The following is a 13,447-nucleotide window of genomic DNA, read 5'->3' on the forward strand; positions in this document are numbered from 1 at the left end:
GCGTTCCAGACCCACCCGCCGGCAGCCTGTCGCATCTGGCGCGAAGCGTACCTGCGACCCGCCTATATTGACAGCATGCGCAAGGAGCTCCACCTTGAAAACAAGGCGGAGCCCGAGCGCCACCCCACTACTCGTTTCGGCTCAGGCGCCGTCTTGCGGAGCAGTTTCGGCCGATTGCGCTTCGGGGGCATCCGCCCCGGCGTCGGCGTCGGCATCGGCATTGGCGCTAGCGTCACCCGGTTCGCGCTTGAGTTCATTCTTGCGCCTGAGCTTCTCTTCGGCCTTGCGTTTTTTTTCTAGTTCGCGCTGCCGCTTTTCGTACCCAAAATTTGTCTTTGCCATGTTGTCCTCGTTGCCGTTAAGAAGATGGTCGTGTGACCGTGCCTGGAGCATTATGGACTAGCCGGCCCATCCCGGCTTAATTTAACCCCGTGGATGATGTTGGGCATGCAGGTGTTTGAGGCGCTCGCGCGCAACATGGGTATAGATCTGTGTGGTCGAAATATCGGCGTGACCGAGCAACAGTTGCACTACCCGCAAGTCGGCGCCGTGATTGAGCAAATGGGTGGCGAAGGCGTGGCGCAGCGTGTGCGGCGACAGCGGTCCCGCGATACCGGCTTTGAGCGCATGTTTCTTGACCAGGATCCAGAACATCTGCCGAGTCATCGGCCCGCCGCGGCCCGTGACAAACAGCGCATCGTCCACCTGGCCGTTGAGGATGATGGCGCGCGCATCTTCGAGGTAGCGCTCGAGCCAGCGGCGCGCCTCCTCGCCGAACGGCACCAGGCGGGTCTTGCTGCCCTTGCCCGTGACCCGCAGCACGCCGTCGTTCAGGCTCACTTCGACCAGTTTCAGGGCCACCAGTTCCGACACCCGCAGGCCGCTCGCATACATCAGTTCGAGCATCGTGCGCTCGCGCAGGCCCAGCGGCGTGGACACGTCCGGCGCGCCGAGCAGCGCTTCAACCTGGGTTTCGCTCAAGGTATGGACGAAACGCACGGGCTGCTTTGCCGAGGCCATTTTAAGGCAGGGATCGGCGGACAACTGGTTGCGCCGCAGCGCCAGCCCGTAGAAACGCTTGAGCACCGACAGGCGCCGGTTGGCGGAACTGGGGCGGGTGTCGAGGTGGCGTTCGGCGAAATAGGCGGCGATGTCTTCCGGCTGCGCCGCCAGCAGGCTGGCGCAACCGGGCCGCTGGCTCTCCAGCCAGCTGGCAAACAGCCGCAGGTCGCGGCGATAGGCGTCGAGCGAATTCCTGGCCAGCCCCTGCTCCAGCCAGAGGGTGTCGCAGAACTCGTCGATCAGGCCCAGATCGATTGCTGTTGCCATGGAGATGCGGTGGCGCCTTCGTGCCTGAGCAGCCAGCGCTTGACCGACAGGTGAAAGCCGTTTTCGTCGTCCTGGTTCGCAAAGCCGCCCAAGCCGCTGGACGCCGTCACGCGATGGCAAGGTATCACCAGGGGAAACCAGTTGGCGCCGCAGGCCTGGCCCACGGCGCGCGGCGCCGAGCTGATCAGTTTGGCAAGCTGGCCATAGGTCGTGACCTTGCCCCGCGGGATCGCGCAAATCGCGGCCCAGACCCGGCGCTGGTAGTCGGTGCCGGCCTCGAACAGTGGCAGGTCGAAGCGAAAGTCGGGATCGTGCAGGTAACGTGCCACCTGCTCCACGGCCTGGGCCGCAACGGCGTTGTCGGCCGCATGCTCGGCGTATGAGGGCGGCAGGTACACCAGTTCGCGCACCCGCCCGTCCTGGGTACGGATGCCGATGGCGCCGAACTGCGCGGGCACGATGGCATTGAACGAGATACTTGCCTGGTCTGTCTTCATGCCCGCATCTTAACCGCTCGCTACGGGCCGTGGCGGGAATATCACCTCTTGCGGCCCATGGCGGAATAAAAAAAAGCGCACCTGCGGTGCGCTCCAATCGGCTTCACGTTTCCGGCCGTTTAGCTGTGCTAACGGCTTCTGTAAAACGTGCGTCTCCTCAATGTCTCCGGCATGCACTGCCGTGATGTTATCAATTGCTCCCCAAAACCTGTCGTGCTCTGTTCGTGTACGCACCATGCTAGTGCAATCAAGCCCCATGATAACGCAAGCTTTCCGCTCAAGCGTATCTTATTGGCCACATTACTTGAATTATTTCACTTGTAAAGCATGCTAAAGGGCGCTGGGCGGGCGCCGTCATGCGCCTGTCATATTGCCGTGCTTGCCAGTCTAGCGCGCCACTGCATGCCGGATCGCCTCCACCACATCCTGCCCGATGCGCGCCTGCATCTGCGTGGTCACCGGGGCCAGCGCACGGCGCCAGGCGGCCTGCTGCGCCGGGGTCAATGTATGAATGGTGGTCTTGCCGGAACGGCGGATCGCCTCCAGCGCCTCGTCGTTGGCGCGTTCGGCAATGGCCTTCTCGAAAGCGGTGGTGTCGGCCATCGCCCGTTCCAGGATAGAGCGTAGCTCGCGTGGCAAGCCGTCCCAGAACTTCTTGTTGACAATGACGGCATAGCCCAGGTAGCCATGGTTCGACAGCGTCAGGTGCGCCTGCGACTCGTGCATGCGCTGCGTGAACATGTTCGAGGGCGTGTTCTCGGTGCCCTCCACCACGCCATCGCGCAGGGCCGGCGCGGTTTCCGAGAACGCCAGCGCCAGCGGCTGGGCGCCCAGCGCGCGCATCTGCGCGTCCAGCACCTTCGAGGCCTGGATGCGCATGCGCAGGCCAGCAAAATCGGCCGGCTGCAACAACGGCTTATTTGCCGACATGATCTTGAAGCCATTGTCCCAGTAGGCCAGGCCGGTGATGCCTTTCGGTTCGAGCTTTTGCAACAGGTTGCGGCCGATGCGGCCCTCGAGCACGGTGTACAGCGCTTTCTTTGACGGAAAAATATAGGGCAGGTTGAAGGCTTCGAATTCCTTCACACCCAGCGGCGCGAACTTGGCCAGCGAGGGCGCGAGCATCTGCACCGCCCCCAGCTGCAGGGCTTCGAGCTCCTCGCGGTCCCGGTAGAGCTGGCTGTTCGGGTAGACTTCCACTTTCACCCGGCCGCCGGTACGCTGCTCGGCCAGCGCCTTGAAGTGCTCGGCGGCCCGCCCCTTCGGGGTCTCTGGTGCGACCACGTGGCTGAACTTGATGACGATCGGGGCCTGCGCCCGGGCCGGCGGGCTGGCGCAGGCAATACATGCTGCCAGGACTACGGCAGCCAGGGCTGGGATCTGCATGACGGGGTCGGCTCTTCGGGATGATGGCATTAGAATGGGTCCAGTCTGCGCGGCCTGGAGTGAAGCCGCCATCGTGGACTTCCACAATCGCCCGCCAGTGTAACGGAGTATGGACCCCTTGAAGATTTTCCCGCATGCCCGAGCGGCGCAGCCGCCGTCGGACTCGCCGCCCGCGCATTCGGCCATGGTGTCGCCCGCCACCGAGCGCGTGCGTTCGTGGCGCTGGCTCACGCCCGTGCTGCTGGTGCTGCTGTTCCTGGCCGTACTGATCTGGCTACCCTGGCAGGCACGCCAGATGGAGGCAACCGAGCGCCAGGAGCAACTCATTGCCGACACGCTGTGGGTCGAGCAGACGCTGCGCTTCGAACTGGCGCGCAGCGAAGAAGCGCTGGCGGTGCTAGGTGCCGACCTGGTCCGACTCCCCCCTTCCCAGCCAGCGCTGCAGGCGCGCTTCAAGCAGATGTTCAATAACGGGCGCGAATTGGTGCGGGTGGTCTGGTATGACGCCAATGGCCGGGTCTTGGCCAGCCACGGCCTGGAGCCGCCCGCCGCCCTGCCGCTGCCGACCCGGGTAGCGGCCGATGTGGCCGGCGCCACCCGCCGTGCCCGCTACAGCGAACCCTATGGTGCCAGCCCGGCTTCGCCCGGCGTCATCGACTTCTACTTGCCCCTGCAGGCAGACGGCCGCCCTGCCGGCAGCTTGATCGCCACCTACAGCCTGCAGGTGCTGCTCGACGAAGCCGTGCCGTGGTGGTTCGCGCAAGACAATGCGCTTACCCTGCTCGATCGCGACGAGCGTCCCGTGGCGCGGCGCGCCTCCGGCGGTCCCGGTCGCGGCGTCTACACGCACCGGCGCGAGCTCGACCTGCCCGGCGCACTGGTGGCGCTGTCCACCAACAGCGTGAAAAGCGCGCCCAAGCTGCTGCCGAACCTGTTGGTCGGGTCGGTCGTCGTGCTGGCGCTGGGCCTGGTGCTGAGCCTGGGCGCGCTGTGGCGCCACATCTCGCGCACCCTGGCGGCAGAAAGCGCGCTGCGCCAGCAGATGGCCTTTCGTACCGCGATGGAAAACTCCCTGATCACCGGCCTGCGCGCACGCGACCTGGAAGGCCGTGTCACCTATGTCAACCGCGCATTCTGCGAAATCGTCGGCCTGCCGCCTCAAGAACTGGTCGGCAAGCAGCCGCCGATGGCCTACTGGGCGCCGGAAGTAATGGCCGAGTACGAAGAACGCTTTCGCGGCGTGCTGTCGGGAACGATCACGCCGCAGTTCGAGACCGTGTTCCAGCGCCCCGACGGAGAGCGGGTGCCGGTGCTGGTGTTCGAGGCACCGCTGGTGGACGCCGACGGCCGCCAGACCGGATGGATGAGCTCGGTTTTGGACATCACCGACCGCAAGCGCGCCGAGAAGCTCAACCGCCAGCAGCAGGAAAAGCTCGAAGCCAGCGCGCGCCTGGCGACCATGGGCGAGATCTCATCGATGCTGGCGCACGAACTGAACCAGCCGCTGGCGGCGATCTCGAGCTACACCGCGGGCGCGCTCAATGTGCTCGAGCGCGCCGGACAGGCGGGCGAGCCGCTCAACCCCGGCATGCTCAGGCATGCGCTGGACGGGGCGCGCCAGCAGGCCCAGCGCGCCGGCCAGATCATCCGCAGCGTGCACGAATTCGTGAAAAAGCGCGAGCCGCTGCGCGAACTGGTAACGATCCGCAGCGTGATCGATGGCGTGCATGCGCTGGTCGAGCTGCAGGCACGCCAGGCCAGCGTGGTGCTGCGCACCGAACTGGCGCCGCAGCTGCCGCCGGTACTGGCCGACCGCGTGCTGCTCGAGCAGGTGCTGCTGAACCTGACGCGCAATGCGATCGAGGCGATGCACGATACCCGGCCGGACCAGCGCGTGCTGCGCATCGCCGCGCACCAGGCCGAAGGACAGGTATTGGTCTCGGTGATCGACCGCGGCCATGGCATTGCGCCCGAGGTGGCGGCCGGCCTGTTCTCGCCCTTTTACACGACCAAGGCCGAAGGCATGGGCATGGGCCTGTCGATTTGCCGCACCGCGATCGAGTTCCATGGCGGCACCCTGGACCACGCGCCCAATCCGGGCGGCGGCACCATGTTCACGTTTGCGCTGCAAGCCCAGGCGGCAAGCGCGGCGCCGGGCTAAAATCCGCCTCACGAAAACACCGGGACACCCCGGGCTGGAGACACCACATGCTGCACATCGTCGACGACGAAGACGTCATCCGTGACGCGCTGGCCTGGCTGGCGCAGTCGCGCGGCTTGCCGGCGCGGGGCTATGCCAGCGGCGAGGAGTTCCTGGCCGCCGCCACGACACCCGAGCCCGAGGGCGACTGCGTGCTGCTCGACGTGCGCATGCCCGGCATGAACGGCATCGCGGTATTTGACCAGTTGGCAAAACTTGGCCTGGTCGCACGCCTGCCGGTGATTTTCCTGACCGGCCACGGCGACGTGCCGATGGCAGTCGATACGCTCAAGCGCGGCGCCTTCGATTTCTTTGAAAAACCGTTCAACGACAACGTCTTGATGGACCGGGTGGAAGAAGCCTTGTCTGCCTCGCGCAAGGCGGCCGCGGCGGGCGTGGTCCAGGCGCGCCTGGCTACGCTGTCGGGGCGCGAACGCGAAGTGCTCGGGCTGATCCTGGCCGGCATGATGAACAAGGTCGTGGCCGACAAGCTCGGCATCAGCATGCGCACGGTCGAGGTGCACCGCGCGCATATCTTCGACAAGATGCAGGTGAAGACCGCGGTAGAGCTCGCTGGCCTGCTCAAGTAGCGCAGCGCAGGTTGAATATTTCCCTCTCGCAAACGCATCCCTAGCGTCCCGGCCAATTGAACGAAGCCTTGTAAAATGCACCCGAACGCGCCACAGGCTTGCCTGCCGCGGTGCACGCATGAAGGAGTCGTCATGAGCGAAAAAACAGTTGCAGACAAGATGTTCCTGAAGACGGTGAAGTCGATGCAGATCATCAACGGCCAGGTGCATCCCTCGATGGTGGCGCAGATGCCCGCCGAGCTCCAGAAAGAAGGCGACGATCCAGTCGACGTGGTCTTGCTGTTCGCCATGAACCGCAAGGATCTCGAGCAATATTTGCCAATCGCCAAAGAACGCCTGGGCGACAAGGGATCGCTGTGGATTGCCTACCTCAAGCAGAGCGCCTCCAAGGCCACCGACATCAACCGCGATTCGATCAATGCCTACGCCAGGGAAAACGGCATTACCGGGGTGGCGATGATTTCCCTCGACCTCGACTGGTCGGCCCTGCGCCTCAAGCGCATCGCGCTATAAGGCATGGCGGCTGAGCGCCCAGGCCACGTGCTCGCGCACCAGCGCCGAGGGGTGGCCGGCGCGTGAGCGCAGCGCCGCCACGATGGCGGCGTCGCCCTTGCCGGCAGGGGCCGCGGCAGCATTGCCGAGTCCCACTGCCAAGTTGCGCAACCAGCGCTCGTGCCCGATGCGCCGGATCGGACTGCCTTCCATGCGGCGCTGGAATTCGCTTTCGTCCCAGGCGAACAGCGTGACCAGGTCGGCGTCGCCCAGACCGTTGCGTTCGTCGAAATCCGGCACCGCCGCACGCTGCGCGAACTTGTTCCACGGGCAGACCAGCTGGCAGTCGTCGCAGCCGTAGATGCGGTTGCCGATCAGCGGGCGCAGTTGTTCCGGAATACTGCCCTTGAGCTCGATGGTGAGATAGGAAATGCAGCGCCGTGCATCGAGCCGGCCAGGGCCAAGGATCGCCTGGGTCGGGCAGACGTCGATGCAGGCTTGACAGCTGCCGCAGTGGCCATCCACGGGCGGGTCGACCGGAAGCGCGATGTCGACCAGGATCTCGCCGATGAAAAAGGTCGAGCCGGCCGTGCGCGACAGCAGCAGGGTGTGCTTGCCCCGCCAGCCCAGGCCGGCTTTTTCCGCCAGCGGCAACTCCATCACCGGCGCCGAATCGGTAAATACGCGGTAGCCCAGCACGCCCACTGCCGCCTCGATGCGCTCGGCCAGCGCCTGCAGGCGGTTGCGCAACACCTTGTGGTAGTCGCGGCCCCTGGCATACACCGACACCACGGCGGCGCCGGGTTCGCGCTGGCGCGCAGCTTCTTGTTCACGCCACTGCGGCCCGCGCGCCATTGGCAGGTAATCCATGCGCACCACGATGGCGCGTAGCGTGCCCGGCACCAGTTCGTCAGGGCGGGCGCGCTTCATGCCGTGGCTTGCCATATAATCCATCTCGCCATGGCAGCCGGCATCGAGCCAGGCTTGCAGACCGGCTTGCGCATGCGCCAGATCGATGTCGGCGATGCGCACGTCGGCAAATCCGAGTTCCGCGCCCCAGGCCTTGATGGCATGGGCGAGTTCGGGCGAGTCTGGAGAGATGGTCGGCATGGCGGGATGAACAACACGGCGCGGGTCGCGCCCAACATGCTATTTTATGCGATGCAGTCTTTCAAAGCCTATCTCCCCGACGAATCCGCCACCGCCGCACTGGGCGCGGCGCTGGCGCGCGCACTCGTGCCCGGCCTGGTGATCTACCTGCACGGCGACCTCGGCGCCGGCAAGACCGCGCTCACGCGCGCCCTGATCCAGGCCGCCGGCCATACCGGCACGGTCAAGAGTCCCACCTATACGCTGTCCGAACCCTACCGCGTGCAGGTCGACGGCCAGCCGCTGAACGTGATCCACTACGACTTGTACCGCATGTCCAGCCCGGAAGAATTCCTGGATGCGGGTTTTCGCGACGATTTCGACGGCCACAACGTGTGCATCGTCGAATGGCCCGAAAAGGGTGAACCGGTATTGCCGCCGCCCGACGTCCGGGTGCTGCTGAACGTCAGCGGTCTCGGCCGTGAGGTAGAATTGCAGCCGTTGTCCAAATTAGGCCTGCTATGCCTCGATCGCCTCGCCTACTCCCCATCCTGAACTCAGCCCATCGTTCGGGATCACCGCGCCGCCGTACACTGCTCAAGGCCGGGGGCACCCTGCTGCTGTCGGTCATGTCGCCGCTGCCGGCCAGCGCCGCGCAGATTCTCGCCGTGCGGGTCTGGCCCGCGCCCGACTACACCCGCGTGACGCTGGAAAACGACAGCAATCTCAAGACCGAACACTTCCTGGTGCCCGACCCGCCGCGGCTGGTCGTGGATATCGAAGGCCTCGGCCTGTCCGGTACGCTCAAAAGCCTGGTGGCCAAGGTCGAAGCGAACGACCCCTACATCAAGCAGGTGCGGGTCGGCCAGAACCGTCCCAACGTGGTGCGCCTGGTGTTCGATCTGAAAGAAGAAATCAAGCCGCAGGTGTTCACGCTGGCGCCGGTGGCGGGCTACCAGCACCGCCTGATCTTCGACCTGTATCCGACCCGGCCGGTCGATCCGATCACGGCGATGATCGAAAAAGGCGAATGGAGCGTGGATGACACGCTACCAGCGCCAGCCACCGGCGCCATTGCCAGCGCCGCGGGCGGCGCCAATCCCGCCTCGCCGCTGGCGGCCGCGCCGCCGGCGCAGACCGAAGCCGGACCGGACGCCATCGCCAAGCTCGAAGCGAAGATGTCGGCCCTGGACGGCACCGCGCCGCCGCATGCGGTGCAGCCGCCGCCATCGAGCCGCCAGCCCGGCGCCACCCCATCGCTGCCGAAGGTCGTGCGCATGGTGACGATCGCACTCGACCCGGGCCACGGCGGCGAAGACCCGGGCGCGATTGGCGCCACCGGGGCCTACGAAAAAGATATCGTGCTGGCCATCGCCAAGCGCCTCAAAGCCAGGCTGGAACAGCTGCCCAATACCCGCGTCATGCTCACCCGCGACGGCGATTACTACGTGCCGCTGGGCCAGCGCGTGCAAAAGGCGCGCAAGGTACAGGCCGACCTGTTCGTCTCGATCCATGCCGACGCCTTTGTGTCGCCCACCGCGCGCGGCTCGTCGGTGTTCGTGCTGTCCGAAAAAGGCGCCAGCTCGAGCGCGGCGCGCTGGCTGGCGAACGACCAGAACAAGGCCGACCTGATCGGCGGCACCAATGTCGCGACCCAGGACAAGCTGCTCGCCAGCGTGCTGTTCGACCTGTCGACGACGGCCCAGATCAACGACAGCCTGAAACTGGGCAACGCGGTGCTGCGCGAAATCGGCGGCATCAACCGGCTGCACAAGAGCGCGGTCGAACAGGCCGGCTTTGCGGTGCTGAAAGCGCCGGACATTCCGTCGATCCTGGTCGAAACCGCCTTCATCTCGAACCGCGAAGAAGAAGCCAAGCTGCGCGACGAGGGCTACCAGAACCAGCTGGCCGAGGCCATCACCAACGGCATCAAACGCTATTTCGCCGCCAACCCGCCCATGGCCAAGAGCCGCCAGACCTGACCCGGAGCCGTCATGACCCTCGCCACCCACGCTACCGTCGGCCAGCTGCCCGCAATTCGCATCAGCGCCCCGGACGGCGCCGAAGCCACCGTGACGCTGTATGGCGCGCACCTGGTCTCGTGGAAGGGCGCGGACGGCCAGGAGCGCATGTTCTGCAGTGCCAGGTCGGCACTCGATGGCAGCAAAGCGATCCGCGGCGGCGTGCCGGTGATTTTTCCGCAGTTCGCCGAACAGGGTAGCGGCATGCGCCACGGCTTCGCACGGGTGGTGACCTGGCGGCTGGAAGACAGCGGCCTGGACGACAGTGACATGCCCGGCGCGGCCTGGGCCAGCTTCAGCCTGGCGCTGGGCGACCTGCCCCCTACCGTCGCCGATGCATGGCCGCACCAGTTCATGCTGGGCCTGCGCGTCGCGGTGCGCGCCAACGAGCTCTCGATGGTACTCACGGTGCGCAACCTGGGGGCCGCCCCGTTCCCGTTCGCGGCGGCGCTGCACACCTACCACCTGGTGCCGGACATCTGCGAGGTACGCATCGAAGGCGTGTCAGCGGACCAGATATCGATACTCGACGCACTCGACGAAATCTACCGCAACGTTCCGGGCCAGGCCACCCTGACATCCAGCGCGGGCACCTTGACCATCGAGCAAACCGGCTTTCGCGATGCGGTGGTGTGGAATCCGGGGCCGGTCGATGCGGCGGCGCTGTCGGACATGGACAATGACGAGTACCAGCGTTTCGTGTGCATCGAACCGGCGCTGCTCGATCCGTTCACGCTGGAGCCGGGGCAAAGCTGGAGCGGGACCTATCGGCTGAGCTGAGCGCCGGGGCCGGGGCCGGCCCCGTCCGCCCTCAGTTCGATTCCTTGATGATCCGGCCATTATTTTTCTGCACCGGCCGGGCATTGAACGGATACAGTCGCGAGAACAGCGCCATCTGCGCCGGCGAGGCCTGCATCGGCTGCTTCATGACGATCCACAACACCTCTTCGGTACAGGGCGGCTCGGTCAGCGATCCCATGTACGTGAAATACTCGCGCTTTTCTGGCAGTGCTTCGTTCACGTCGATCAGGATCGAGGGCGACACCGGCTGCTTCTTTTCCAGGGGCAGGTGGTTCCATACGGTCTGGATCAGCGCATTGGCCTTGCCGCGCTCGAGCAGCACCGCCAGCACCAGCAGCCTGCCCTCGAAGCTGCGGTGCACCAGGTGGATCACCATCTCGGTGCCCTTGCCGTTGATGCGCTCTTCCGACGGGCGATGGAAGTGGAACTGCTGCAGCTCATAGGTCTGGTTGCCGACCGTCAGGAAGTTGCCGCCGCCAACCGTCACCTGGATGGTGTGGCCGTTGTCGATCTCGGTGAACGAACTCGGATGGTAGTCAAAGCCGATCTGTTCCAGGTCGACCTTCATGCCGTCGCGCAGGTCGATCGGCGACTGGCGGTTGCCGGTGGCGCACTTGGCCCAGCCATCATTGATGTTCGACCAGTTGGCCGGCCCGTATTCGCCCTCATAGCTCCAGTGGGTGCCGTTCTTCGGCTTGCTGGCCACCGCGATCGCGGCTTCGGCTTCCTTGCGGCGCCGGATGTCGGCGGCGCGCCTGGCGGCGGCTGCCTTGGCGGCGCGCGCCTGCTGCTGGACGCGCAGTTCGGCCAGGCGCTCGGCAATGCGCACCGACAGGTCGACTTCGGCCTGGTCTTCGGTGACGGCCGGCGCCGCAGCAGCACTGGCCTTGGTGCGCGCCAAGGCGGCATCGGCGGCGGCGGCCATCGCCTTCATGTCGGGCTTGGCCTGGGGCGTGACCGGCAGCGTCGGCTTGCCTTCGAGGATGGCCCTGACGCTGGCGGACCTGGCCGCAGCCGCCGCCGGTGCGTCGGCCGCAGGCTTGGCGGATGTTGGAGCGGGGTCGCTCGCGCTTGCCGAGGCCATGGCCATGGTCATGGCAAGGCTGCAAGCGAACTGGGCGATAAGGTGGCGCATGAGATTCCAGAAGTGGGCAGTCTTAATGCTTATCGGCAATTAGGCCCCAAAACTTGAGTACGCACATACGACAACGCCCCGAAATATCGGGGCGCTGGCAGGATGACAATGAGGCTTGCCGATTGGCCAATCAGCGACCGTTCATCGGCTCAGCATGCGGCGGCCGAATTTATACAGGCCGCCAACGGCCAATGGCACGATCGCCGCCGAGACGCCAACCAGCACGATTTCGGTCAGGTGGTCGCGCACGATCGGGATGTTTCCGAAGAAGTAACCAGCCGTCACCAGGCTCACTACCCACAGCACCGCGCCGCTGACGTTATAGAACTGGAAGCGCGCATGGGTCATTTCCGACACGCCGGCCACGAAAGGCGCGAAGGTACGCACCACCGGCACGAAGCGCGCCAGAATGATGGTCTTGCCACCATGCTTTTCAAAGAAATTGTGGGTACGCTGCAGCGCGTCCTTGTTGATCCACCGGTAATTATGCGTAAACACCCGGTGGCCAATGGCCTGGCCAATATAGTAGTTCAGGGTATTGCCGGTGACGGCCGCAATGATCAACAGCACCATCAGCAGCGGATAGCTCATCTGGCCGGTGGCGCAGAAGGCGCCGGCAATGAACAGCAGGGTATCTCCAGGGAAGAAAAACAGGAGCACCAGGCCGGTTTCACAAAACACGATCAGGAACAGCACGATGTACACGTAGGTTCCGTACTGGGCCAGCAGCGTGCCCAGCGTCTTATCGACATGCAGGATCATGTCGAAAAATTGCATCAGGTCCATAATTTTCCTAAAAGGTAGCGGCGCATCATACCATTACTGAGCCTGCCAAAACCCCGCCTCGCACAGACTGACGGTCGAACTGGCCGCAGCCGGGGGCTTTGGGTTCCTGCCATGTTCCCGCTTACAATCGTTGCATTAAAACACAGCAGACGGAGACCCGATGAGCGCTTTCTTCACCACCCCAAGCATGGCCACGGGCGCGCTGGCGCTGCTGGCGCTGCTGGCCACTGCCAGTGTGCACGCCGCGCCGGCCAAGCCCGCAGCGCAGCCGTTGCCGCCCAGGCCTTCGTTGGCCGACGTGATCAAGGCCTCCGGCCCGTCCGACTGGCGCGCACTCGACCCGGAAAACACGCTGTACATGGAACTGCCCACCGGCCGCGTGATCCTGGAACTGGCGCCCGCGTTCGCGCCGGCGACCGCTGCCAACATCCGCGCGCTGGTGCGCGAACGCTATTTCGATGGCCTGTTCATCATCCGCTCGCAAGAAGGCTTTGTGGTGCAGTGGGGCGACCCGGACGAAGACAACCCCAAGCCCTTCAAGGCCGCCAAGACGGTGAAAGCCGAGTTCACCGCTTCTATCAAGGACGCCGGCAACTTTACTCGCCTGAAAGACGGCGACGTCTACGCCCCCCAGGTGGGCCACGCCAACGGGTTCCCGGCTGCGCGCGATCCGGCGAGCGGCCGCACCTGGCTGACCCATTGCCCGGCCATGGTGGGCGTGGCGCGCGACGAGGGTGCCGATACCGGCAACGGCTCGCAACTGTACGTCGTCATCGGCCACGCGCCGCGCCAGCTCGACCGCAACATTACCGTGGTCGGGCGCGTGATCTCGGGCATGGCGCTGCTCTCGAGCCAGCCGCGCGGCACCGCCGCCTCGGGCTTCTACGACAAGCCCGAACAGCGCATGCCGATCAAGGCGGTGCGCATCGCGGCCGACCTTCCTGAAGCCGAACGCAGCCGTTTCGAGGTGATGCGCACCGACAGCGCCGCCTACCAGGCGGCGGTCGACGCCCAGCGCAACCGCGGCGGCCCGTGGACCAAGGTCGCGGCCGGCAAGATCGACCTGTGCAGTGCACCGATCCCGGTCCGCGAGCAGAAATAAGCACCGGGGGCGGGATATA

At 65.3% G+C, this 13,447-nt stretch carries 14 protein-coding genes; 7 read left to right on the forward strand and 7 right to left on the reverse strand.

What is annotated here, in order from left to right; translation table 11 throughout:
* Positions 1-141: 141 nt before the first annotated feature.
* The 4 genes from NRS07_RS16815 to NRS07_RS16830 form a co-directional block, all read right to left on the reverse strand.
* Positions 142-342 (reverse strand): hypothetical protein, encoded by a 201-nt coding sequence (locus NRS07_RS16815; protein ID WP_259209007.1) that lies wholly within the window; start codon positions 340-342, stop codon positions 142-144.
* Positions 343-423: 81 nt separating this feature from the next.
* Positions 424-1,329 carry a site-specific tyrosine recombinase XerD gene (gene xerD, locus NRS07_RS16820; protein ID WP_259209008.1) on the reverse strand — a complete coding sequence of 302 codons (906 nt, stop codon included), beginning with the start codon at positions 1,327-1,329 and terminating at the stop codon, positions 424-426.
* A complete protein-coding gene (locus tag NRS07_RS16825) occupies positions 1,302-1,826 on the reverse strand; it encodes a methylated-DNA--[protein]-cysteine S-methyltransferase (protein ID WP_259209010.1) in 525 nt (174 codons plus the stop codon). The genes xerD and NRS07_RS16825 overlap by 28 nt, the downstream gene beginning before the upstream one ends.
* Positions 1,827-2,213: 387 nt before the next feature.
* Complete coding sequence (locus tag NRS07_RS16830; RefSeq protein WP_259209012.1) at positions 2,214-3,212, reverse strand: TRAP transporter substrate-binding protein; 999 nt, start codon at positions 3,210-3,212, stop codon at positions 2,214-2,216.
* A gap of 184 nt (positions 3,213-3,396) precedes the next feature.
* Between NRS07_RS16830 and NRS07_RS16835 the strand changes: the two genes are divergently transcribed.
* From NRS07_RS16835 to NRS07_RS16845, 3 genes are all read left to right on the forward strand, one after another.
* Entirely contained in the window at positions 3,397-5,373 is a 1,977-nt protein-coding gene (locus NRS07_RS16835) for a PAS domain S-box protein (RefSeq protein WP_259213332.1), read from the forward strand.
* Between the two features lie 47 nt (positions 5,374-5,420).
* Positions 5,421-6,002: a response regulator transcription factor gene (locus NRS07_RS16840; protein WP_259209015.1), complete on the forward strand. Its 582-nt coding sequence runs from the start codon at positions 5,421-5,423 to the stop codon at positions 6,000-6,002.
* 132 nt (positions 6,003-6,134) lie between these two features.
* Complete coding sequence (locus tag NRS07_RS16845; RefSeq protein ID WP_259209017.1) at positions 6,135-6,515, forward strand: DUF3052 family protein; 381 nt, start codon at positions 6,135-6,137, stop codon at positions 6,513-6,515.
* On the opposite strand, the gene queG is transcribed toward NRS07_RS16845, so the two are convergent.
* Positions 6,510-7,604: a tRNA epoxyqueuosine(34) reductase QueG gene (gene queG / locus NRS07_RS16850; protein WP_259209018.1), complete on the reverse strand. Its 1,095-nt coding sequence runs from the start codon at positions 7,602-7,604 to the stop codon at positions 6,510-6,512. The genes NRS07_RS16845 and queG overlap by 6 nt on opposite strands.
* A gap of 51 nt (positions 7,605-7,655) precedes the next feature.
* Between queG and tsaE the strand changes: the two genes are divergently transcribed.
* The 3 genes from tsaE (at position 7,656) to NRS07_RS16865 (ending at position 10,384) form a co-directional block, all read left to right on the forward strand.
* On the forward strand, positions 7,656-8,138 hold the full coding sequence (gene tsaE / locus NRS07_RS16855) for a tRNA (adenosine(37)-N6)-threonylcarbamoyltransferase complex ATPase subunit type 1 TsaE (RefSeq protein WP_259213335.1): 483 nt from the start codon (positions 7,656-7,658) through the stop codon (positions 8,136-8,138).
* A gap of 74 nt (positions 8,139-8,212) precedes the next feature.
* Entirely contained in the window at positions 8,213-9,565 is a 1,353-nt protein-coding gene (locus tag NRS07_RS16860) for an N-acetylmuramoyl-L-alanine amidase (protein ID WP_259209020.1), read from the forward strand.
* Positions 9,566-9,577: 12 nt separating this feature from the next.
* Positions 9,578-10,384 carry a D-hexose-6-phosphate mutarotase gene (locus NRS07_RS16865; RefSeq protein ID WP_259209023.1) on the forward strand — a complete coding sequence of 269 codons (807 nt, stop codon included), beginning with the start codon at positions 9,578-9,580 and terminating at the stop codon, positions 10,382-10,384.
* Positions 10,385-10,415: 31 nt separating this feature from the next.
* Here the strand turns inward: NRS07_RS16865 and NRS07_RS16870 are convergent, their stop codons facing one another.
* A complete protein-coding gene (locus NRS07_RS16870; RefSeq protein ID WP_259209025.1) occupies positions 10,416-11,540 on the reverse strand; it encodes a carbonic anhydrase in 1,125 nt (374 codons plus the stop codon).
* 141 nt (positions 11,541-11,681) lie between these two features.
* Positions 11,682-12,326: a VTT domain-containing protein gene (locus tag NRS07_RS16875; protein WP_259209026.1), complete on the reverse strand. Its 645-nt coding sequence runs from the start codon at positions 12,324-12,326 to the stop codon at positions 11,682-11,684.
* A gap of 160 nt (positions 12,327-12,486) precedes the next feature.
* On the opposite strand from NRS07_RS16875, the gene NRS07_RS16880 reads away from it, so the two are divergent.
* Positions 12,487-13,428 (forward strand): peptidylprolyl isomerase, encoded by a 942-nt coding sequence (locus tag NRS07_RS16880; RefSeq protein WP_259209027.1) that lies wholly within the window; start codon positions 12,487-12,489, stop codon positions 13,426-13,428.
* Positions 13,429-13,447 lie beyond the last annotated feature (19 nt).

Origin of the sequence: Massilia sp. H6, from assembly GCF_024802625.1 — a bacterium.
In the GTDB taxonomy this organism is placed as follows: Bacteria; Pseudomonadota; Gammaproteobacteria; order Burkholderiales; family Burkholderiaceae_D; genus Telluria.